Origin of the sequence: Curtobacterium sp. ME26, assembly GCF_903970945.1 — a bacterium.
Lineage (GTDB): Bacteria > Actinomycetota > Actinomycetes > Actinomycetales > Microbacteriaceae > Curtobacterium > Curtobacterium citri.
The window spans coordinates 1-21,829 of record NZ_CAJCKG010000038.1; the positions used below are offsets into that span (position 1 = coordinate 1).

Genomic DNA, 21,829 nt, shown 5'->3' on the forward strand with positions numbered 1-21,829 from the left:
CGTACGGCACGGCGAGGGCCTCGGCGAGCTCGCGGCCGCGGAGGTCGACGAGGTCGGTGCCGGTCGACGTGCCGTCCGGGTCGGTGCCGACGACCTCGACGTCCGGCATCGCCCGGAGCGCGGCGAGGTAGGAGATCGCGTGCGTGTGCGCGAAGGACAGCACGCCGATGCGCAGGGGGCTCATGCGGTGACCGTCCCGTGCGTGCGGCCGGCGGCGGGCTCGAGGTCGACGGGCTGTCCGGTCTCGACGGAGCGGAGCGCGGCGTTGACGATCCGGACGGCGGTGGCGCCGTCCTCCGCCGAGACGCGCGGCACCGCGCCGCCCCGGAACGCGCCGAGGTACTCGCGGATCTCGAGGAAGTAGGGGTCTTCGGTGGGGTCGAGCTCCGGCAGGTCGCCGCCGACGGCATCCTCGTCGAGGAGCTCCGCCGTGTAGTTCCGCTCGTCGCGGGAGTCGTGCGACAGGGTGCCGAGCGTGCCGGCTGCGGAGAACTCGGTGACGAACGGCAGGTGTGCCGGGCCCCAGATGCCCGCGATGTGGCTGATCGCGCCCGAGGCGTGGGTGAGCAGGACGTGCGCGGCCTCGACGGGGTGGTCGACGGTGCCCTTCCGCACGTGCACCGCGCTGACCCGGACGACGTCGCCGGCGATCCAGCGCGCGATGTCCAGGTCGTGGATCATCTGGTCCATGATGATGCCGCCGGAGAGGGCGGGGTCGGCGAACCAGGCCGAGCGGGTCGGGAACGCACCGGACCGCACGAACCGCAGGACGGCGAGCTCGCCGAGCTGCCCGGCCTCGACGGCGGCCTTCAGGCGGACGTACTCCGGGAAGTACCGCACGACGTGCGCCGGGTAGAGCTGCCGCCCGGCCTCGTGCGCCAGGCGGACCAGGTCGTCGGCGTCGGCGTCGGTGCGGGCGAGGGGCTTCTCGCTGATGACGTCCTTGCCGGCGGCGAGCGCGGCACGGACGACCTCGGCGTGCGCGTAGGTGGGGACGACGACGTCCACCACGTCGACGCGGGCGAGGAGCTCGTCGAGGGAGCCGACGACCTCGCCGCCGTGCGCGGCCACGAGTTCCTCGGCACCGACCTCGGAGAAGACGACGACGTCACCGATGCGGAGCAGGTTCGGCAGGTGGGCGTGGGCGATCACCCCCGCGCCGACGAGGCCGATCCGGAGTCGCTGTTCGGTCATGGGTTCCTCCTGGTTCCGTGGTCTGGTGCTGGTGCTGGTGCCGGTGCGGCGGCGGCCGTGGCGAGCAGGGCGGCCCCGGCCAGTCCCGCGCCGGCGCCGGCGAGCGACTGCTCGATGCGGGGCGACGGTCGCCAGCCGAGCCGGGCGTCGACGGCCGTGCGCAGCGGGGCGAGCAGTCGCTCGCCGGACTCCCCGAGGCCCCCGCCGACGACGACGACCGCGGGGTCGAGCACGGCCGCGAGGATCGCGACACCGGCGGCGAGGGCGTCGACCGCGTCGGCCCACACCGCGGCGGCGACGGGGTCGGTGTCCACGGCGGCGACGATGTCCTCGGCGCCGCCGTCGATGGTGCCGCCGGCCTCGCGGTAGCGCCGCGCGACGTTCCGGGCGGAGGCGTACGCCTCGACGCAGCCGCGCTGTCCGCAGGTGCACTGCTCGCCGCCGGGGCGGACGCAGACGTGCCCGACCTCGCCGGCACCCCCGGCGGCGCCGACGACGAGCCGACCGTCGACGACCAGGCTCGCGGAGATGCCGGTGCCGATCGGGATGAAGACCATCTCGGTGACGTCGCGCCCGGCCGCGGTCCGTGCGGCGATCTCGGCCGTCGCCGCGGCACGGGCGTCGTGTGCGACCGCGACGGGGACGCCGTACCGGTCGCCGAGGAGCGCGACGATCGGCAGGTCGCGCCAGTCGAGGTTCACCGCGACGACGACCGTGCCCGCCGGGGAGTCCACGACGCCCGGGGTGCACAGGCCGATCGCGGCGAGCGGGTGCCCGGCCCGGGCAGCGGCGGCAGCGAGGCGGTCGACGACCGCGGCGATCGCGGCGAGCGCCGGGCCACCGGCTGCCAGGGCGTCGACGACCGGCGCAGCGCCGAAGGTCGGGACGACGACACGGTCGAGCACGACGTCGCCGACCCGGACCATCCCCTTGACCGTGGTGCCGCCGACGTCGACGGCGACGACCGCCCCGCGTCGCTCGGACGTCCCCTCCGCGGCGCTCACGCGGTCTGCTCCGCTGCCGTCCGGACGAGGTCGTCGATCCGCGTCGGCGCCAGGACCTCGTCGACCGCGAGTACGGTGGCGCCGCGGATGCCGGCGTCACGCGGCGAGGCGCTGGCCCGGACGTCGAGCGCGTCGGCGACCATCGGCAGGCACGACCGGTAGAGCTCCCCGCGGATCGTCGCGACGAGCACGGACGAGGCGGACATCGCCCCCGCGAGCACGACCTCGCTCGGGTTGCAGAAGTTCACGATGCCGGAGAGCACCCGGCCGATGTGCTCGCCCGCCCGTCGGAGTTCGTCGAGCGCGTCGGTGTCGCCCTGCGCGGCGAGTGCCAGGACGTCGCTCGTCCCGCCGACGCGGTGTCCGGCGGCACGGAGCCGCGCGACGATCGCCCCGCCGGAGGCCACCGACTCGAGGCAGTCCGGCACGCCGCAGGTGCAGCCGATGGCGGCCTCGCCGTCGACCGGCGTGTGGCTGATCTCCCCCGCCGCGCCGCTCACGCCGCGGTGCAGCCGACCGTCGAGCAGGACCCCGGAGCCGATGCGGGTGCCGAGCTTCACGGCGACGAGGGTGCCGACGCGGTCCGGGCCCGGACGCTCGGCGAGGGCGATGAGGTTGGCGTCGTTCTCGACGAGGACGGGGACGTCGGTGTACTCGGCGAAGAGCTCGGGCAGCACGGCCCCGTGCCAGGACGGCTCGAACGAGGGCGTCGCCACGCTCCCGCCCGGGTACGACACCGGCGCGGGGACGCTGATCGCAGCACCACGGAAGCGCGCCATGTCGAGCCCGCTGTCCGCGGCCAGCTCGACGAAGCGCTCCCACAGCGCGGCGACCGAGGCACGGGGTCCAGCCGCGACCGGCACGGTGCCGGCACCGTGCTCCAGCGCATCGGTGTCGGCGAGCACCGTGCCGGCCAGGTCGGTCAGCACGATGCGCACGTGGTGGGCGCCGAGGTCGGCCGCGGCGACGAAACCGGCGTCCGCGACGAGCTCGAGCCGTCGTGCCCGGCGGCCGCCGCGCGACCCCTCGGCACCGCTCTCGCGGACGAGACCGAGGGCCATCAGGGCATCGACGCGGGCCGAGGCCGTGGACGGCGCGAGGCCGGTGCTGCGGGCGATGCTCGAGCGCGAGGTCGTGTCCGAGACGCGGACCAGGCGGAGGACGTCCCCGACCGATCCGGGGCTCCGTGCCATGTCCTGGAAGTGCTGCTCGTGCATGCCGTCACTGTAGCGACGAAACGGTCGATTGCCGAACGAAGTCGTTGCAGAATCGACTGTTTACTTTTGGTGATCGAACGGTAATGTGCTCGAAACAGCCGATTCCTAGCGTTCAACGACGAGCCAAGAGGAGGTCCGCATGACGAGTGCGGTTCAGAACCCGACCAGGGTGACCGTTCCCGGTCGACGGTCGTCCACCGCGGACGCCAGCCGGATGGAACGACGCGAGGGCCGCGCGGGCTACGTGCTGATCGCCCCGACGACGGTGCTGCTGGCGCTGTTCTACCTGTACCCGCTGGCACAGACGGTCTTCTACTCGTTCACGAACTGGAACCCGGCGTCGGGCGAGACCAACGGCTTCGTCGGACTGTCCAACTTCACCGGGCTGTTCCGCGACGGCGAGTTCGTCCGCGCGGCGGGCAACACCGCGCTCTACGTCGTCGTGGTGGTCCCGGTGACCATGGCGATCGGGCTGTTCTTCGCCGCGCTGCTCGCCCAGCCCTTCCGCGGCCGCGGCGTCTACCGGGCACTGCTCTTCGTGCCGTACATCGCGCCGATCGTCGGCAGCGCACTGATCTTCAGCTTCATCCTGTCGCCGCTCGGCGGCCTGGTGAACGGGGTCGTCACCGCACTCGGCGCACCCCCGATCGGCTTCCTGACGTCCGAGCCGTGGGCACTGGTCTCGGTCATCGTCTTCTCGATCTGGCAGGGCGTCGGCTACACGATGATCATCTACTCGGCCGCGCTGACGAACATCCCGCAGTCCTACATGGAGGCCGCGACGCTCGACGGTGCCGGCCCGATCCGCCGCTTCTTCACGATCTCGCTCCCCCTGGTCGCCCCGACCACGGGCTTCCTCGCGATCACCGGCGTGATCGGCGCCCTGCAGGTGTTCACCCAGGTCTACGTCCTGACCCAGGGCGGTCCGATCAACTCCAGCGAGACGATCCTCTACTACATCTACAACCAGGGCTTCGTGTTCTTCCACGGCGGCTCGGCCAGTGCCGCCGCCGTCCTCCTGCTCATCGTCGGCATCCTCGTCGCGGTCGTCCAGCTGCGGGTCATCAACCGCCGCGACCCCATCGAGCTGAACTAGGACCGCCACCGTGACCCAGATCGCTCCCCGCGCCCTCCCGTCGGACGCGCACCGTGCCTCCCGTCCGCACCGCAGCCGCCCCTTCCGGGTGCTGTTCCGCAAGCACTCGCCGGCCGTCCTGCGCCACGTCATCCTGCTCGTCGCGGTCGTGCTGTTCTTCGGCCCGTTCCTCTGGATGCTCCTGACGAGCTTCAAGTCCTCGGAGGAGGCCCTCGCCTTCCCGCCGAGCTTCCTGCCGCGGCAGTGGGAGCTGTCGAACTACGCGGACATCTTCACCGTCGCGCCCTTCGGGCTGTACTTCTTCAACTCGACTGTCGTGGCGATCGCGACGACCGCCGGCCAGATCGTGACGAGCCTGGCCGCGGGCTTCGCGTTCTCGCGCCTGAAGTTCCCCGGCAAGAACATCGTCTTCGTCGTCCTGCTCGCCGCGCTCCTCGTGCCGTTCGAGGTCGTGTTCACGCCGCTCATCACCCTGCTGTCCTCGCTGCACTGGCTGAACAGCTACCAGGGCCTCATCGTCCCGAACATCCCGTCGATCCTCGGCACCTTCCTGTTCCGGCAGTTCTTCACCTCGTTCCCGAGCGAGATCGAGGACGCCAGCCGGGTCGACGGCGCCGGCGTCTGGCGCCGGATGTGGTCCGTGGTGACGCCGATGGCGACCCCGATGATCGGCTCCTTCGCCGTCCTGTCCTTCGTCTACAACTGGAACAACTTCTTCTTCCAGTTCCTCGTGGCGTCGCGGACCGAGTTCTTCACGGTGTCGGTCGGCCTCACGCAGCTGCAGTCGGCGAACGCGAGCCAGAGCTTCAACCTGCTGATGGCCGGGTCGACGCTCGCGATCCTGCCCGTCTTCATCGTCTTCGTCATCTTCCAGAAGCAGATCGTGTCGGCGATGGCCGGCGGGCCCCGCTGACCCCAGACCCCCCCCCCGTACCCCCCCCCCCCCCCTCGCACCACTCCCTGCTCCACTCCTCGCTCCACTCCTCGCTCCACCAGATGTCCGAGAAAGGACGACCTCATGCGCAAGCGACTGCTCGGCGCCACGGCCCTCGCCGTGGGTGCCGCACTGGCCCTGGCCGGGTGTTCCGGCGGCTCCGTCACCGGCAACTCCGGCGGCAGCGGTGGGAAGACCACGATCACGGTCTGGCACAACTACACCGGCCCCCAGGCCACCGAGGTGAAGAAGCTCATCGACGAGTACAACTCCTCGCAGGACGGGATCCAGGTCCAGGCGCAGTACGCCGCCTCGTCCGACCAGTTCGACGCGAAGCTCATCAACGCGCTGAAGAACGACACCGGGCCGGACATGGTGCTCGGGGACAGCACGCCGCAGCAGACCGGGCAGGTCATCGAGACCGGCAAGGTGCTCCCGCTCGAGGACTACCTGTCCAGCGGTGACATCACGAAGGACAGCTTCACCGAGGGCATGCTGTCGACCGGCGAGTTCGACGGCAAGCAGTACACGCTGCCGACCGACATCGGCGACTACGCGGTCGTCTACAACAAGCAGATGTTCAAGGAGGCCGGGATCACGGACACCCCGACCACCTGGGCCGAGTTCCAGGACGACGCGAAGAAGCTCACGAAGGGCACGACCCAGTACGGCGCCTACCTGCCGATCGGCACCGGCGAGTGGCCGGTCTTCACCTGGCAGTCGATGCTGTGGGGCGCCGGCGGCGAGTTCCTCAACGAGGACAACACCAAGGTCGAGTTCAACAGCGACGCCGGCGTGCAGGCCCTGACCGGCTGGACGGACATGCTCGAGGACGGCACCGCGTACCCGCAGTCGCTGCTCACCACCTCGACCAACGGCGCGGTGCCGGCCCTGACGTCGAAGAAGGCCGCGATGGCCATCACGGGCGCCTACGACCTGTCGACGATCGACAGCACGCTCGGCAAGGAGAACGTCGGCGTCTTCGCCCTGCCGGGCATCAAGGAGCCGGCGATGAACCTCGGGACGAACAACTCGTACATCATCAAGACGTCGACGAAGCAGCAGGACGCCTCGTGGAGGTTCCTGCAGTGGTGGCTCAGCCCGGACACCCAGGCGAAGTGGGACATCGCCACGGGCCTGCTCCCCGCGAACCAGGCCACGGCGGACAACGCCACGTGGAAGCAGTACCTGGAGGAGAACCCGCGGCTCAAGGCCTTCGCCGACGAGCTCGAGTACGCCAAGGCCCGTCCGTCCATCACGGCCTACGGCGAGGTGAGCGCCGCCCTGTCGACGCAGCTGCAGACCGCGATGCTGCTGAAGACGAGCCCGAAGGAGGCGCTCGACGCCGCCGCCGAGCAGGCACAGGCCGCGCTCGACAAGGCGAAGTAGGCACGACCGTCCGACGGCCCCGCTCCCCCTCCGGGAGCGGGGCCGTCGCCGTGCCGGGAGTGGGACCGGCCCCGTGACATCGACCGACTCGCGATGTACCGTGACACCACCAAACGCGATGCATCGCGAGTTCGAGGAGGCAGCATGGCACAGGAGAAGTGGCTCGTCGAGGAGCCCAAGGTGATCGACACCGGCATCGTCCGCGCGCTGCGCGTCGGACTCGCCGGCGGACAGGTCGACGTCGTCGCGCACGACGAGCCGACCGCCCGGGTGGAGGTGCACAGCGTCTCCGGCAAGCCGCTCAAGATCGAGCTCGACGGTGACACGCTCACGATCGACCACCCGCAGATCCGCTGGGACGACCCGCTCGGCTTCCTCAAGTCGTTCAGCGGGCGCGCCACGGCCGACGTCAGCGTCCTCGTCCCCCGCGATGCCCGGGTGACGGTCGGGGTGGTCTCCGCCGGCGCCCTGCTGTCCGGCACGAACCGCGGCGCCTCGGTCAACTCGGTCTCCGGCGACGTCGTCGTCGACGGGCTCGCCGGCGACCTCGCCGTGCACGCGGTGTCCGGCACCACCACGGTCCGCGACCTCGACGGCGAACTGACGGTCCGCACCGTCTCCGGCGACGTCGTCGCGACCGGGTCCATCCCGCGGTTCACGGCCGACGGGGTGAACGCCGACGTCGTCCTCGACCTGCAGGGCACCCCCGACTCCGCCCGGGTGAACACCGTGTCGGGCTCGGTCAGCGTCCGGCTCGAGGACGGCGTGCCGTACCGCTGCACGGTGGGCACGGCGACCGGCAAGCTGCAGTTCGACGACTCCGAGATCCGCGGGGTGCGCGGTTCGTACGTCAAGCAGGGCGGCGACCTCTCCGGGCAGTGGCTCGACCTCAAGGTGAACTCGGTCTCGGGCGACATCGCGGTCCTGCACGCCCCGCCGGCGCAGCCCGCACCGGCATCCGGAGCCGACGAGACGGTGGTCCCCGAATGAGCCCGGTGTTCGCGCACGGTCACCTGCGCCTGTCCCTGCTGTCGATGCTCGCCGACCGCCCGATGCACGGGTACGAGCTCATCCAGGCCCTCGGCGAGCGCTTCGGCGGCGCCTACGTCCCGAGCGCCGGCACGGTCTACCCGCGCCTGGCGAAGCTCGAGGCCGAGGGGCTCGTCACCAAGACCGCCGACGGCCGCAAGACCGTCTACGCCATCACCGACGCCGGCCGGGCCGAGCTCGACGCCCGCGCCGAGGAGCTCGCCGCGATCCAGTCCGGTGTCGCCGACTCGGTCCGGACGCTGGCCGACGGGGTCCGCGCCTCGGTGGGCGAGGCCATGCGGTCCCTCCGCGCGGACCTCGCCGCGAGCGCCCAGGCACCCCGCGGGCAGACGGCCGACGAGCCCGAGGACGTCCCGACCGCCGGCGCCGGCGCACTGCGCGAGGTCGAGATGGCCGTCGCGTCGTTCCGACAGCAGGTGCGCGCCGACCTGCGCCGCCGCGCGACGCGCGGCACGCTGACCGACGACACGGTGACGCGTCTGCGGGACGGGCTGGAGGCCCTGCGCCGCTCCCTCTGACGGCCCGCAGCGGACGGGTGGAGGCGATGCGCGCCTCCCGTCCGCTGCACCCGTCGGCGCCTTTCCTTCCTGCCCGACGTTCCTGTCTCCCTGGGCCGACCCGGGCAGACGGTCGTAGCATCGTCGGCGACATGACGATCTCCGACCTGCGCACCTTCGCGACGTTCGACGGCCACGGCGGCAAGGTGTCGAAGCGCGTCGAGGTGCTCGACCACGAGCCGCCCGCCGCCGGACCGTACGCGGGCCTCGTCGCCGTGCGCGGGGAGCACCCGATCGGCGCGCTCGACGAACGGCCCGCCGCCGACGGCGACGACCTGACCCGCGGCGTGCCGAGCATCGGCTGGGTCGACCCGGCGACGCTCCGCGACTGGTACCGCCCGGACCGCGTGGTCGTGTCCCGGCTCGAGGCGCGGCGCTCCGGACTCGAGCCCGGCCTGTACGCCGACTCGCGTGGCCGCGGTCGCGTCCGGATCGACGGCCTGGAGGCGCGGCTCGCCCCCGACGGTCGGCCCGCCTTCCGCGCACTGGCCGGTCCCGCCGACGCTCCGGTCGTCGACGTCCCCCTGCCGACCGACCAGGCCGTCCGGCTCGTCGCGGTCCGGAACGTCGCGGACGGGCTCGAGGTCGTCACCACCCCGGTGTCACCGTTCCTCTCCCCCGGCCGGTACGCCGCGTACGACGCCGACGTGGTCGGGCTGCCGCCGCGACCCACGACCGGTGCGGTGGACGTCCGTGCCGCGGTGCTGATCGACGGCACCCTGCACGAGGTGGTGCGGATCGACGAGCGCGCCGCGACCGTGTGGCTGCGGCGCGGCGACGACGAGGTGCCGATCGCCGCGAGCGGTATCGGGCCGGACCTGGTGCGGTACACCGGCACGCCGGTCCCGCCCGCCTGACCCGGGGTGCGGGGTCCTCGGTTCTGGATCCGGGGTCCTGGGTCCTGGGTCCTGGGTCCTGGGTCCGCGTTCCTGGGTTCCGGGGGACGGGCACGCTGCGTGCAGTGTCCGACCCCACGCGTAGGTTCGGCGCCATGAGTGATGCAGAGCAGCAGCAGACCCCGGACGCCGGGCACGAGGGCGAGACCCTCGGTGGCGAGCGTCCCGACCCCTCGACGACGGCCAGCAAGGACCCCTCGCAGTGGGTGACCGGCGACGAGCCGATGACCGGCCCGCAGCGCAGCTACCTCGACACCCTGGCCCGCGAGGCCGGTGAGGAGCTCCCCGCCGACCTCAACAAGGCCGAGGCGTCTGAGAACATCGAGCGCCTCCAGCAGGAGACCGGGCGCGGCACCGAATCCTGAGCCCGTCCCGACCGGGGCACCGGTCCGTCGTTCGGCGGACCGGTGCCCCGCGTCGGTCCGCCGTTCGGTGGACCGCAGCCTGAGGGAGTCCTGGCGAAGTCCGGGCAGTCCTCCGAACCGCCCTGGTCGATGACGCGTCACCAGTTAGCGTCTGGCGCATGCGAACGACATCGACCTCCATCGGCCTGACCGCGCTCCGCATCGTCCTGGGCGTGGTGTTCATCGCCCACGGCGCCCAGAAGTTCGCCCAGGGCATCCCCGGCGTCGCCCAGGGCTTCGCCGGCATGGGCGTCCCGCTCGCCGAGGTGGCGGCTCCCGTCGTCGCCGGCCTCGAACTCGTCGGCGGCATCCTGCTCGTGCTCGGCGTCGCGACCCGGGTCGTCGGCCTGCTCCTCGCGGTCGACATGGTCGTCGCGGGCCTCCTCGCACACACGACCGCCGGGTTCTTCGCCCAGGACGGCGGCTTCGAGTACGTGCTCGTGCTCGCCGTGGCCTCGCTCGCCGTGGCCCTGACCGGACCGGGGCGCTTCTCGATCGACGCCCTGGTGCTGCGCTCCTCGCGTCGCAAGCGCGGCGTCCCCGAGCCCCTGCCCGCCTGAGTCCTGATCAGGTCTTCGGTGCTCCCCCGGCCGATCTCCGGGGGACGCCGGTGGCCGAGTCGGGAACGGGGTACATGGTAGAGTGATCGGCAGATTTCAAACCACGAATCGTTCGGTTCCCCGGGTGGCAACCCCGCACCCGCCAGGACCGGACCAGAGCCGATCACGAGGGGGTCACGCATGGGGCGCGGCCGTCAGAAGGCAAAGCACACCAAGGTCGCTCGGGAGCTGAAGTACTTCAGTCCGGAGACGAACTACGGTGCGCTCGAGCGAGAGCTCTCCGCCGGGCAACACTCGGACGAGAACTCCTACGTCGACCGCTGGGCTGACCAGTACGGTGAGGAACCCGGCGACGACGAGGACGACTTCGAGACCCAGCAGGACCAGAACAAGTCCGCCTGACCCACATCGTCGACGCCGCGCGCCCCGTGGGGCCGCGCGGCGTTTCCGTGTGCGCGGGCGGCGGTGCGGTCCCGGGCGTGCGGCGTGCTGCGTGCTGCGTGCTGCGTGTGCACGATCCGTCACGCTCGGCGCCGCCTGGCGATTGATCACGCACGCTCGGAGAACGTGCGCGGCACGTCCTGCCCACTCGGCAGGGGCGACGGCGGCTGCGGCGCCCGCGACACCGGCTCCGGCTCCGGCTCCGGCTCCGGCTCCGGCTCCGGCAGCGTCGCGCCCGAGCGTCCACGATCAGCGCCTCCGGGCCAGGTCCACCCTGGCGAGCGTGCAACATCCGTCACACTCGGCGCCGCCGGGCGACGGATCGCGCACGCTCGGCGAACGTGAGCGGCACGTCCTGCCCGCTCGGCAGGGCCGCGGCGGACCCGGCGGACCCGGCGGCTCCGGCGGCTCCGGTCGAGCGACACGCGCGGTCACGGACGCCGAGGTCGCACGACTCGCCGCGCGCGGATCGCCGAGGTCTCACGACCGCAGGCGTGGCAGCGCGAGAGTGCAGAATTGCGGAACCTCGGCGCATGGCGTCGGGCGCGGGCAGCGTCAGCCCCCGCGCCGGACCGCCCCGCGTCAGCCGGCGTAGGCGCCGACGAGCCGCACCGCGCCCCCGTCGACACCCTTGGCGCCCTGCTCGAACCCGTCGAGGTCCCGCGCCGAGGTCGACACCGTGCCGACCGTCCACGCGGGCAGCCCCGCGGCACGCAGGTCCCCGAGCACGTCGGACGCCGCCGAGGCCGCGACGACCGCGAACATCCCGATGCCGAGGTTCCACGTGCCCTCGGTCTCCTCGATCGGCGTGCCCGCCATCGACGTGAGCACCCGGAACACCGACGGGGGCGTCCACGTCGTGCGGTCGACCTCGACCCAGGTGCCGACGGGCAGCACTCGCGCCAGGTTCGCCGCGATGCCGCCGCCGGTCACGTGCGAGAGCGAGTGCACGACACCGGGTCGCGCGTCGAGCAGGGCGAGCAACGGCGACGTGTAGAGGCGGGTCGGCTCGAGCAGGGCCTCGCCGACGGAGACCCCGGTGCCGAACTCCGGCAGCTGGTCGGTGTAGCCGACGCCCTTGCCGGCCAGGATGTGCCGGACGAGCGAGTAGCCGTTCGAGTGCAGCCCGGAGGACTCGATCGCCACGACGACGTCGCCGTCCTCCACCAGGTGCGCCCCGAGCTGCCGGTCCGCCTCGACGACGCCGGTGGCGGCACCCGCCACGTCGTAGTCGTCCGGGCCGAGCAGCCCCGGGTGCTCCGCGGTCTCCCCTCCGACGAGCGCCGTGCCGGTCGCCGAGCAGCCCCGGGCGATGCCGGCGACGATGTCGGCGATGCGGTTCGGCACGACCCGGCCGCACGCGATGTAGTCCGTCATGAAGAGCGGCTTCGCACCGACCACGACGATGTCGTCGACGACCATGCCGACCAGGTCCTGCCCGATCGTGTCGTGCTTGTCGATCGCCTGCGCGATCGCGACCTTGGTGCCGACGCCGTCGGTGGACGTGGCGAGCAACGGCCGTGAGAAGTCGCGCAGGAACGAGACGTCGTAGAGCCCCGCGAAGCCGCCCACACCCCCGAGCACCGAGGCGTTGTGCGTCGCCGAGACGGCGGACTTCATGAGTTCGACGGCCAGGTCACCGGCTGCGGTGTCGACTCCGGCGGCTGCGTACGGGTTCGGCATGCGTGGTCCTCCGCGGGGCGTGGCAGACTTGTTCGGTACCACCCGATCCTACGGTCTGGAGCACACCGCGAATGTGCGGCATCGTCGGCCTCGTTGCGCAGGGGCCCGTCAACCAATCCATCTACGACGCCCTGTTGCTCCTGCAGCACCGGGGTCAGGACTCGACGGGCATCGCCACGGTCGAGGGTCGCGTCCACCACATGCACAAGACACGCGGCCACGTGCGGGAGTCCTTCCGCACCCGTGACATGCGGGCCCTGCTCGGCACCATGGGCCTCGGCCACGTCCGGTACGCCACGAAGGGTGCCGCGAGCAACGAGGAAGAGGCCCAGCCCTTCTACGTGAACGCGCCGTACGGCATCGTCCTGGTGCACAACGGCAACCTCACGAACACGCGGGAGCTCACCCGCGAGCTCTTCGACATCGACCGTCGGCACCTCAACACGACGAGCGACACCGAGCTGCTCGTCAACGTCCTTGCGCACGAGCTGCAGGGCCAGGTCCGCGGCAGCGAGCTCGACGCTGGTCAGGTGTTCGACGCCGTCGAGCGCGTGCACGAGCGCGTCGAGGGCTCCTACGCCACGATCGCGACCATCGCGGGCCACGGCCTGCTGGCGTTCCGTGACCCGTACGGCATCCGTCCGCTCATCCTCGGGCACAAGTTCGACGAGGCCGGCCAGCCCGAGTGGGTCGTCGCGAGCGAGTCGCTCGTGCTCGAGTCCGGCGGCTACGAGATCGTCCGCGACATCGCCCCCGGCGAGGCCGTGTTCATCGAGATGAACGGCCAGATGCACGCCCGGCAGTGCGCGAAGGACCCGCGCCTGGTGCCGTGCTCGTTCGAGTACGTCTACCTCGCCCGGCCCGACTCGGTGATGAACGGCATCTCGGTCTACGACGCCCGCCTCCGCCTCGGCAACCGCCTGGCGGACACGATCGCGCAGTACGCCCCCACGGGCGACATCGACGTCGTGATGCCGATCCCGGACTCGTCGCGCCCCGCGGCGATGCAGGTCGCGCAGAAGCTCGGCATCGACTACCGCGAGGGCTTCTTCAAGAACCGCTACGTCGGCCGCACGTTCATCATGCCGGGGCAGGCGGAGCGCAAGCGCTCGGTCCGGCAGAAGCTCAACGCCATGTCGTCGGAGTTCAAGGGCAAGAACATCCTCATCGTCGACGACTCGATCGTCCGCGGCACCACGAGCCGCGAGATCGTCGAGATGGCCCGGGCCGCCGGCGCGAACGAGGTCACGTTCACGAGCGCCGCTCCCCCGGTCCGCTACCCGCACGTCTACGGCATCAACATGCCGACCCGTGCGGAGCTCATCGCGCACGACCGGAAGATCCCGGAGATCAACCGCGTGCTCGGCAGCGACCACCTCATCTACCAGGAGGTCGCCGACATGCGCGACGCCATCATCGAGGGCTCGGACGTCACCGACCTCGAGATGAGCTGCTTCACGGGCGAGTACGTGACCGGCACGGTCAGCCCGGAGTACCTCGCCTGGGTGGAGGCGAACCAGCTCAGCTGAGCGGCGTCGCCCCGGCGACCACGCGACGGACGGGAGGCTCCCCACCAGCTGGTGGGGAGCCTCCCGTCCGTCTGCTGGTGGCGACCGTCAGCGGTCGGTGCGCTCCACGGGTCCGGTCGCGTCGCCCTGGTCCTCGACCTCGCCGTCGAGCGTCTCCTCCGCGGGCTCCACCGCGACCCGCTCCGCCGTCAGGCGGGCGGCGCGACGGGCGAGGACCCGGTCGAGGACGATCGCGACGAGGGCGCCGGCGAACGCGCCGATGGTGACGCCCCAGAGCGAGAAGTAGCCGACGAGCGTGCCGAAGGACGCGTCCTGCTGGTCGCCGCGGTCGATGTCCATGGTGAGCGTCACGATCACGAGGGTCGCGAGGAACCCGAGCACCGCACCGCCGAGGATGAAGACGCCGAACTTCGGCGCACGGCGGATGGTGACCTCGTCCGGCGACTCGACGGCGTTCGGCGCCGGTGCCGGGGTCGGTGCCGCAGCCGGGGTCGGTGCCGGGCGGTCCTCGGGTCGGTCGGTGTCGCTCACCGTCCCATTGTCCCCCACTGTGGGACGTGCTCCGGCCTGTTCATCCCCGTGCGCGACGGTGCAAGATGTGACGACCGGCCGGTATCCACTGCGCGCAGCGCGTCGGGTGCCGGTCGCCCGGTCGAGGACGATGTGCGAGCCCGGACACCGGACCCGCTCGACCGGGGACGTACGGGCGACCACGAACGGGAGGTGACGGGGTGCGCGAACAGTCGATCAACGGCCGTCGTCGTCCCGCCGCGCCCGGACGCGTGATGTGGACGATCGTGCAGCGTCGCGAGGAGGACCGCGCCGTGTCCGTCGTCGCCGAGCACCGGTGGAGCGTCGCGCTCGTCGGTGCGCCCGGTCTCGGGAAGACGTCCACGGCCGCGCGGGTGACCGACCGGGTGGCACGTCGCGACGCCTCGGGTCGGACGGTCGTCGTGCCGATCACCGCCGTGGCGTCCGGTCGGACCATGCCGTTCAGCGCCGTCGCCGACCGCTTCGGCGACCTGCCCGCCGGTCTGGCCGACCTGGTCGACGACGCGGGCGCCGCGCAGCGCCTGCGGGAGGTCGACGACCTGTCGGACCGTGACGTCGTGCTCCGGGTCGACGACGCAGACCACCTCGACGCCGTCTCCGCCCGCTACGTCGCTTGGCTGGTCCGCGACCAGGGCGCTCGGCTCGTGCTGACCTGCCGCGACTTCACCGCACTGCCGGAAGCGCTCCGCGCGCTGTGGCAGGACGACCTGCTCGAACGCATCGACCTCGCCCCGCTCGACCTGCACGAGACCGGTGAGGTCGTGGCCCGGGCGCTCGGTGCCCAGCTCGAGACGGCCTCGACCGAACGGGTGCACCGGGCGACCGCGGGCAACCCGCTGTACCTGCGCGAGGTCGTCCGTGCGGCGCTGGCGTCCGGCGCGCTCGAACAGACCGCGTCCGGGTGGTATTGGCGCGGTCGCATCACGGCGTCGAACAGCCTGGCGGACATGTACCGGACCGAGCTCGGCGCGCTGCCCGAGGACCTCCGCGACGTCGTCGACATCGTGGCCCTCGCCGACCCGATCCCCCTGGCCCGGCTGCTCGGCATGGTCTCCGGCGGGGACGTCGACCGCGTCGTCGCGCTCGGCCTGGTCGCCGTCGACTCGACGGAGGACGGCACCACCGTCGTCCGGCCGTCGCACCCGCTCGTGGGCGAGGTCGTCCGCGGCCTCGTGCCGGTCGCCCGACGGACCACCCTCTTCGCCCGCGCGAACGCCTTCCGCACCACCCGTCCCGAGGGCGCGCCGCCCGCCGCCCGTCTGCGTGCCGCGCTGTGGTCGCTCGAGTGCGGCGTCCTGCCGCCCGTCGGGCAGCTGATCGACGCCACCCAGGTCGCGGTGCGGCTGCAGGAGCACGAGAGTGGCGTGACGCTCGCGTCCGCCGCGCTCCGGACCGCGCTGACCGCCACCGAACGGGTGACGGTGCACTGCCTGCGGTCGCTCGCGCACTCGTACAGCACCGGGCGCGAGGCCGGCCGGTGCGACGCCGAGGCGGCTTGGGGCATCGCGACCGGGCGGTCGACCGAGGTGGACGACGCCGCGATCGTCGAGGCGTGCGAGACCCTGGCCAACATCCGGCAGTTCCACGACGACGACGTCGACGCGGCGGTCGCGCTGACCGACGCGGCGATGCCCCTGGTCGACGCCGCGACCGCCGAGCGGCTGCGGCTGCTGCGGCTCGCGCACCTGGGCTGGGGCGGGCGCTTCACCGAGGTCCGCGCGGAGATCGAGCGCTCCCGGGTGCTCGAGCAGCCGACCGTCCCGGTGTCCTTCCTCTGCGTCGCCCCCTGCGCGGTGACGGCGCTGGCCACCGCCGGTCGGCTCGAGGACGCCACCGTCCTGGCGAAGCGCTCCCTCGCGACCGCCGTCGAGCACGTCGAGGAGGCGCCCTGGAGCGTCGGCGAGATCGTCTCGGTCCTGCACCAGGTGCAGGTGTGGCGCGGGGACATCGCCGACCTGCTCACGGAGATCCCCGTCCGGCGGTCGAGCCCCTTCCTGAAGTACGACTTCACGCTCGAGCTCATCGGAGTCGGCAACCAGGCGATCGGGCAGCGCCGGTGGGCGGACGCGGTCACGGCGTTCTCGGCCGCCTGCGAGCGGTACGACGTCGCCGACCACGGGGGCTTCGCCGCATACCCGTGGGCGCGGCTGGCGTTGTCGCTGGCGTACTCCGGCGACGCCGAGGGTGCGACCGCGGCGCTCGAGCGCGCCAGGACCACCCCGCTCCGGGCGATGCGGATCCTCGGCGAGCAGGTCGCGGTGTCGATCGCGTGGGCGGAGTCCGTCCTCGGCAACCCGGCCGGGCTCCGGCACGCCGACGAGATCACCGAGCGGTCGACGGCGAGCGGGGCGTGGTTGCCCGTCATGTACGCCCAGACGCTGCACTACGCGAACGACATGGTGACCGGGCGCGACACCTCGGCGTCGCTCGCGCGGATGCGCGGTGCCGCCGCCCGCGTCGACGGTCCCCTGGCGCACGCGATCGTCGCGTACGCCGACGCCGTCCGGTCCGGGGACCGCGTGCGGATCATCGCCGCGCAGGGCGTCCTGGCTTCGCACGGCATGGCCGTCTCGGCCGGGCACGTGCGCCCGCCGCTGACGAACCGGGAGCACGAGGTCGCCGAGCTCGCCGCGAGCGGGCTGAGCAACCGGCGCATCGCGGAGTCGCTCGGCCTGTCGGTCCGGACGATCGACGCGCACATGTCGCGGGTGTTCGCGAAGTGGGACGTGCACGCGCGGTCCGAGCTGGCCGAGATGCTCGGCGGACCGCTGCGCTCCGACCGCTGACTGCCGGAAGACGTTCCACCCCGGTACGGAATCACGTCGTCGACCACGCAAGGACGTTGCAATCTGCGCCACGACTCGCCGGAACGGTTGACAGACGACGGCAAATGTCGCGTACCTTTGACCCTGTCGCCGGGTTCGGACCCGTTCGGGTCGGGTCCGAATCCCGGCGACACCCACGTTACGCAGGGGCTCGTGTCCACCACATCGGTAGGACCTACCTACCCCGCAGCGGTCGGCCAGTCGCGCTCCGCCGGTCGGCCCGAGGGCGTCAGGCGGCCGTGCGGGCGTCAGGCAGTCGTACGGACGGGCAGGAACGCCGCCAGGTCCGCTCGCGACCCGGACGCACTGACCCGGGACTGCGCCACCGCGTCGTCCCACCGGAGCACTCCGGTGGCGAGCGCCAGCCACGTGGTCGCGTCCGTCTCGACGACGTTCGGCGGGGTCCCACGGGTGTGCCGTGGACCCGGCACGGCCTGCACGGCCGCGAAGGGCGGCACCCGCACCTCGACGCTGTTGCCCGGCACGTCGTCGGCCAGTCGCTGGAGCGTCCACCGCACCGCGGTCGCGACGGCGGTCCGGAGCGTCGACCCGCCCTGCACCGCGGCGAGCGCGGCGAGACCGTCGGCGTCCTCGATCCTCTTCGGCGGCATGTCCCCAGGCTAACCGTCGCATCGCGAGCGGCGTGTCGACGTCGGTAGGGTGATCGCGTGCGAATCCTCGTCCTCGGTTCCGGTGCCCGCGAGCACGCGATCACCACGGCCCTCCTCGCGGAAGGAGCCGGACACGTCATCACGGTGGCCCCGGGCAACGCCGGCATCGCCGCCGACGTGGAGACGGTGTCGCTCGACCCGACGAACGGCCCCCTCGTCGCGGAGTACGCGATCGAGAACGGCATCGAGCTCGTGGTCGTCGGCCCCGAGGCCCCGCTCATCGCCGGTGTCGCCGACCCCCTGCGCACCCGGGGCATCCCCGTCTTCGGGCCGAGCGGCGCGGCCGCGCAGCTCGAGGGCTCGAAGGCGTTCGCGAAGCGGATCATGGCCGAGGCCGGCGTGCCGACCGGCCGTCCCCTCCCCGCCGGCACCGTCGAGCAGGCGGTCGCCGCGATCGACGAGCTCGGCGCCCCGTACGTGGTGAAGGCCGACGGGCTCGCCGCGGGCAAGGGCGTCCTGGTCACCGAGGACCGTCAGGCCGCGGTCGACCACGCCACCTACTGGCTGCAGCACGGACCCGTCGTGGTCGAGGAGTTCCTCGACGGCGAAGAGGTCTCGCTGTTCTTCCTCAGCGACGGGCACGACGTCCGCGCGCTGAGCCCCGCGCAGGACCACAAGCGCCTCGGCGACGGCGACACCGGGCCGAACACCGGGGGCATGGGCGCCTACTCGCCGCTGCCGTGGCTCACCGACCGGTGGGAGTCCGAGCAGGCCTTCGTCGCCGAGGTCACCGAGCTCGTCGCGCTCCCCACGGTCCGCCGGCTGGAGCACGAGGGCACCCCGTTCGTCGGGCTCCTCTACTGCGGGCTCATCGTCACCGAGCAGGGCGTGCGGGTCATCGAGTTCAACGCCCGCTTCGGCGACCCGGAGACCCAGGTGGTGCTCCCCCGTCTCACGACGCCGCTCAGCGCGCTGCTGACCGCCGCCGCGACCGGGCAACTCGCCGGCGCCCCCGAGCCGACCTTCAGCGCCGACGTCGCGGTCACCGTGGTGCTCGCGAGCGAGGGCTACCCGGAGAACCCGCGGACCGGGCGCGTCATCACCGGGGTCGACGCCGCGAACGCCCGCGAGGGCGTCTCCGTCGCGCACGCCGCCACGGCGGTCCTCGACGGCGACCTCGTCGCGACCGGGGGCCGGGTGCTCAGCGTCGTCGGTACCGGCTCCGACTTCGCCGAGGCCCGCGAGCGGGCCTACGCGGGCATCGCCGACATCACGCTCGAGGGCGCGCAGTACCGCACCGACATCGCAGCGAAGGTCGCCCGGTGACCGCCGCTCCGGAGCTGCCGGGCTGGCGGCACGTGTCGTCGGGCAAGGTCCGCGAGCTCTACGTGCCCGAGGGCACGGCCGACGTCGCGAGCGCCACCGAGCTGCTCCTCGTCGCCTCCGACCGCGTCAGCGCCTACGACTTCGCGCTCGAGCCGCCGATCCCGGGCAAGGGCGAGCTCCTCACCCGGCTGTCGCGCTTCTGGTTCGACCGGATCGCCGACGTCCCGAACCACCTCGTCGACCCCGCCGGCGGCGGTACCCCGGTGCCCGCGTCGGTGGCGGCCCGGTCGATGCACGTGCTGCCGCTCGACATGTTCCCCGTCGAGTGCGTCGTCCGCGGGTACCTCGTCGGCAGCGGCTGGGCGGAGTACCGCGAGACGAGCAGCGTCTGTGGCGTCCCGCTCCCCGCGGGGCTGTCCGAGGGCGACCGGCTCCCCGAGCCGATCTACACGCCGGCGTACAAGGCCCCGCAGGGCGAGCACGACGAGAACATCTCCTTCGAGCAGACCGTCGAGCTCGTCGGCCGCGCGGACGCCGAGGCGCTCCGCGACCTGTCCCTCCGCGTCTACGCCGAGGCGGCCGCGATCGCGCGGGAGCACGACGTCGTCATCGCCGACACGAAGTTCGAGTTCGGCCGCGACGCCGACGGCACGATCCGGATCGCCGACGAGGTCCTGACGAGCGACTCGAGCCGCTACTGGGACGCCCGCTCCGGCGGCCGCACCGACTCGTTCGACAAGCAGATCGTCCGCGACTGGCTCACCGCGCACTGGGACCGGCAGGGCACCCCGCCGGTGCTGCCGCCGGAGATCGTCGAGCGCACCGCGGCACGGTACGCCGAACTGATCGAGCGCCTGGGCGCCTGAGCGGCGACCACCGGACGGACGGGAGGCCCGTGGCGACGCCGCCACGGGCCTCCCGTCCGTCCGCTGCCGTCGTGACGGCCGTCAGTCGCGTGCCAGGACCACGACCGTCAGGTCGTCCCCCGGGTCGTGCTCGAGCGCGCGGGCGCGCACCCGGGCGAGGAACGCGTCGATGTCCGGCTCCTGCCGCCAGAGCGCCCCGAGGCGCGAGAGCGACGTGAGCGTCGAGTCCCAGAGCTCGAGCGCGCCGTCGCTGACCAGCACGAGCACGTCGCCGGGCTCGAGCACGAGCGACCCCGTCGACCGGGACAGCCCAGCCGGGTGCAGCCCGATCGGCAGGTCACTCGAGAGCAACGTGCGCTCGGCACCGTCCGCCCGCATCTGCAGCACCAGGCCGTGACCGGCGTCCACGAAGTCGAGCTGCCCGGACGCGGGGTCGAGGCGGCCGGTGAACATCGTCGAGAAGGACTCGGCGCGACCGAGGTCCGGCGCTACCTGCTCGTCGAGGGCAGCCACCACCCGCTCGGGGTCCTCGTCGGGACGTGCGAGCAGGGCTCCGCGGATCGTCGCGGCGAGCAGACCGGCCGCCATGCCCTTGCCCATCACGTCCGCGATGGTCAGGTGCAGCGCGGTGCCGGACAGGTGCCACTCGTGCAGGTCGCCGGACACGACGCCGTGCGGGACGGACATCCCGCCGAGGCGGTACCCGGGGACCTCGACCGGCAGGGGCTGCAGCCCGGCGAGGACGCCGCGCAACCGGTCCTCGTCGGCACCCGTGGCGAGTTCGCGCTCCGCCCAGACGCCGAGCTCCTCGAGCAGGGCGACGTCGTCGTCGTCGAGCGTGCGCGGCTGCGGGTCGACCAGGCAGAGCGTGCCGACCTTGACGTGGTCCTCGCCGACGCGGAGCGGCACCCCGGCGTAGAAGCGGACGTTCGGGTCCTCGACGACCATCGGCATGTCGGCGTACCGGGCGTCGGCGCGCGCGTCCGGCACGACCACGGGCCCGAGCTGGTCGAGCGTGCGACCGCAGAAGGTGTCCTCGAGCGGGATGGTCGGGCCGTACACGGCGTCGCTCTGCTGCGACTTGATCGTCAGGACCTCGGCGCCCGCGATGTTGAGGAAGGAACCAGAGACCCCGAAGGCCTCCCGAGCGATGCGGGTGATCCGCTCGAAGCGCTCCTCGGGCCCGCCGTCGACGACGTCGAGCGCGGCGACGAGTGCGGCGCGACGGACGGCCTGGGCCGAGGTGCCGGTGGAGGTCGGTGAGGTCCCCTGGTACATGGTCCAACGCTACCGGTCCGCCGGGATCCCGCCCGTCCCCAGTACGGAGGACGCCGCGGCGCGGCGTAGCCTGGTCGTCGTGCTCCGCCGCCCCCTGCTCGCCCTCGCCGTCGTCGTGCTCGGCGCCGTCTCGCTGACCGGCTGCGGCGCGCACGACTCGACCGGACAGATCGCCGTGACGGTGTCCCGGGACGCCGCCGACCGCCCGTACGAGGTGAAGGTCTTCGCGGCGACGGGGAAGCTCTCGGAGCACCAGCGCGTGTTCCCGGGCGGCACGGCGGACTTCGCGGGGGTGCCGCTCGGCGACGTCACGGTGCGGGCGGGGGACCTGTGCCCGGTGCGGACGACGGTCTCCGGCGAGGACGTCGCACGGGTGACCCTCACGACCACCGGCTGCTGACGGCCCGGCCCTGCTGA

General features: G+C 72.6%; 21 protein-coding genes and 1 pseudogene. 14 read left to right on the plus strand and 8 right to left on the minus strand.

Annotation, left to right across the window (positions count from 1 at the left end):
* The 4 genes and pseudogenes from H7A69_RS13275 to H7A69_RS13290 form a co-directional block, all read right to left on the minus strand.
* Positions 1-184: pseudogene (locus H7A69_RS13275) on the minus strand (gfo/Idh/MocA family oxidoreductase); the annotation flags it as partial.
* Positions 181-1,194 (minus strand): Gfo/Idh/MocA family protein, encoded by a 1,014-nt coding sequence (locus H7A69_RS13280; protein WP_182047426.1) that lies wholly within the window; start codon positions 1,192-1,194, stop codon positions 181-183. The pseudogene H7A69_RS13275 and the gene H7A69_RS13280, both read right to left, overlap by 4 nt.
* Positions 1,191-2,198: an ROK family protein gene (locus H7A69_RS13285; protein ID WP_182047427.1), complete on the minus strand. Its 1,008-nt coding sequence runs from the start codon at positions 2,196-2,198 to the stop codon at positions 1,191-1,193. The genes H7A69_RS13280 and H7A69_RS13285 overlap by 4 nt, the downstream gene beginning before the upstream one ends.
* On the minus strand, positions 2,195-3,415 hold the full coding sequence (locus H7A69_RS13290) for an ROK family transcriptional regulator (RefSeq protein WP_182047428.1): 1,221 nt from the start codon (positions 3,413-3,415) through the stop codon (positions 2,195-2,197). The genes H7A69_RS13285 and H7A69_RS13290 overlap by 4 nt, the downstream gene beginning before the upstream one ends.
* Before the next feature lie 139 nt (positions 3,416-3,554).
* On the opposite strand from H7A69_RS13290, the gene H7A69_RS13295 reads away from it, so the two are divergent.
* The 9 genes from H7A69_RS13295 to H7A69_RS13335 all read left to right on the plus strand — a co-directional run bounded on the left by H7A69_RS13295 (position 3,555) and on the right by H7A69_RS13335 (position 10,703).
* Complete coding sequence (locus H7A69_RS13295; protein ID WP_083263861.1) at positions 3,555-4,511, plus strand: carbohydrate ABC transporter permease; 957 nt, start codon at positions 3,555-3,557, stop codon at positions 4,509-4,511.
* 10 nt (positions 4,512-4,521) lie between these two features.
* Positions 4,522-5,424: a carbohydrate ABC transporter permease gene (locus H7A69_RS13300; protein ID WP_182047429.1), complete on the plus strand. Its 903-nt coding sequence runs from the start codon at positions 4,522-4,524 to the stop codon at positions 5,422-5,424.
* 105 nt (positions 5,425-5,529) lie between these two features.
* Positions 5,530-6,834, plus strand: coding sequence for an ABC transporter substrate-binding protein (locus tag H7A69_RS13305; protein WP_182047430.1), 1,305 nt, complete (start codon positions 5,530-5,532; stop codon positions 6,832-6,834).
* A 144-nt stretch (positions 6,835-6,978) separates the two neighbouring features.
* On the plus strand, positions 6,979-7,824 hold the full coding sequence (locus H7A69_RS13310; protein WP_182047431.1) for a DUF4097 family beta strand repeat-containing protein: 846 nt from the start codon (positions 6,979-6,981) through the stop codon (positions 7,822-7,824).
* Positions 7,821-8,402, plus strand: a complete 582-nt coding sequence (locus tag H7A69_RS13315) for a PadR family transcriptional regulator (RefSeq protein ID WP_069712447.1) — start codon at positions 7,821-7,823, stop codon at positions 8,400-8,402. The genes H7A69_RS13310 and H7A69_RS13315 overlap by 4 nt, the downstream gene beginning before the upstream one ends.
* Before the next feature lie 131 nt (positions 8,403-8,533).
* Positions 8,534-9,298, plus strand: a complete 765-nt coding sequence (locus tag H7A69_RS13320; RefSeq protein WP_182047432.1) for a hypothetical protein — start codon at positions 8,534-8,536, stop codon at positions 9,296-9,298.
* Between the two features lie 134 nt (positions 9,299-9,432).
* Positions 9,433-9,702: a DUF3072 domain-containing protein gene (locus tag H7A69_RS13325; protein WP_182047433.1), complete on the plus strand. Its 270-nt coding sequence runs from the start codon at positions 9,433-9,435 to the stop codon at positions 9,700-9,702.
* 158 nt (positions 9,703-9,860) lie between these two features.
* Complete coding sequence (locus tag H7A69_RS13330) at positions 9,861-10,301, plus strand: DoxX family protein (RefSeq protein WP_182047434.1); 441 nt, start codon at positions 9,861-9,863, stop codon at positions 10,299-10,301.
* A 180-nt stretch (positions 10,302-10,481) separates the two neighbouring features.
* Positions 10,482-10,703 (plus strand): DUF3073 domain-containing protein, encoded by a 222-nt coding sequence (locus tag H7A69_RS13335; RefSeq protein ID WP_069712443.1) that lies wholly within the window; start codon positions 10,482-10,484, stop codon positions 10,701-10,703.
* A gap of 621 nt (positions 10,704-11,324) precedes the next feature.
* Here the strand turns inward: H7A69_RS13335 and purM are convergent.
* Complete coding sequence (gene purM, locus H7A69_RS13340; protein WP_182047435.1) at positions 11,325-12,425, minus strand: phosphoribosylformylglycinamidine cyclo-ligase; 1,101 nt, start codon at positions 12,423-12,425, stop codon at positions 11,325-11,327.
* A 71-nt stretch (positions 12,426-12,496) separates the two neighbouring features.
* Here purM and purF point away from each other — a divergent pair, with 71 nt between their 5' ends.
* Positions 12,497-13,954, plus strand: coding sequence for an amidophosphoribosyltransferase (gene purF / locus H7A69_RS13345; RefSeq protein ID WP_069712441.1), 1,458 nt, complete (start codon positions 12,497-12,499; stop codon positions 13,952-13,954).
* 87 nt (positions 13,955-14,041) lie between these two features.
* On the opposite strand, the gene H7A69_RS13350 is transcribed toward purF, so the two are convergent.
* On the minus strand, positions 14,042-14,485 hold the full coding sequence (locus tag H7A69_RS13350; RefSeq protein WP_182047436.1) for a hypothetical protein: 444 nt from the start codon (positions 14,483-14,485) through the stop codon (positions 14,042-14,044).
* Between the two features lie 200 nt (positions 14,486-14,685).
* Here H7A69_RS13350 and H7A69_RS13355 point away from each other — a divergent pair, with 200 nt between their 5' ends.
* Positions 14,686-17,292, plus strand: coding sequence for a helix-turn-helix transcriptional regulator (locus tag H7A69_RS13355; RefSeq protein WP_182047437.1), 2,607 nt, complete (start codon positions 14,686-14,688; stop codon positions 17,290-17,292).
* A 287-nt stretch (positions 17,293-17,579) separates the two neighbouring features.
* Here the strand turns inward: H7A69_RS13355 and H7A69_RS13360 are convergent, their stop codons facing one another.
* Complete coding sequence (locus H7A69_RS13360) at positions 17,580-17,942, minus strand: sterol carrier family protein (RefSeq protein ID WP_182047438.1); 363 nt, start codon at positions 17,940-17,942, stop codon at positions 17,580-17,582.
* Positions 17,943-17,999: 57 nt separating this feature from the next.
* Between H7A69_RS13360 and purD the strand changes: the two genes are divergently transcribed.
* Positions 18,000-19,268, plus strand: coding sequence for a phosphoribosylamine--glycine ligase (purD, locus tag H7A69_RS13365; RefSeq protein WP_182047439.1), 1,269 nt, complete (start codon positions 18,000-18,002; stop codon positions 19,266-19,268).
* Positions 19,265-20,134, plus strand: coding sequence for a phosphoribosylaminoimidazolesuccinocarboxamide synthase (locus H7A69_RS13370; protein WP_182047440.1), 870 nt, complete (start codon positions 19,265-19,267; stop codon positions 20,132-20,134). The genes purD and H7A69_RS13370 overlap by 4 nt, the downstream gene beginning before the upstream one ends.
* A gap of 81 nt (positions 20,135-20,215) precedes the next feature.
* Here the strand turns inward: H7A69_RS13370 and H7A69_RS13375 are convergent, their stop codons facing one another.
* Positions 20,216-21,412, minus strand: a complete 1,197-nt coding sequence (locus tag H7A69_RS13375; protein ID WP_182047441.1) for a PP2C family protein-serine/threonine phosphatase — start codon at positions 21,410-21,412, stop codon at positions 20,216-20,218.
* A 79-nt stretch (positions 21,413-21,491) separates the two neighbouring features.
* Between H7A69_RS13375 and H7A69_RS13380 the strand changes: the two genes are divergently transcribed.
* Positions 21,492-21,812: a hypothetical protein gene (locus H7A69_RS13380; protein ID WP_182047442.1), complete on the plus strand. Its 321-nt coding sequence runs from the start codon at positions 21,492-21,494 to the stop codon at positions 21,810-21,812.
* Positions 21,813-21,829 lie beyond the last annotated feature (17 nt).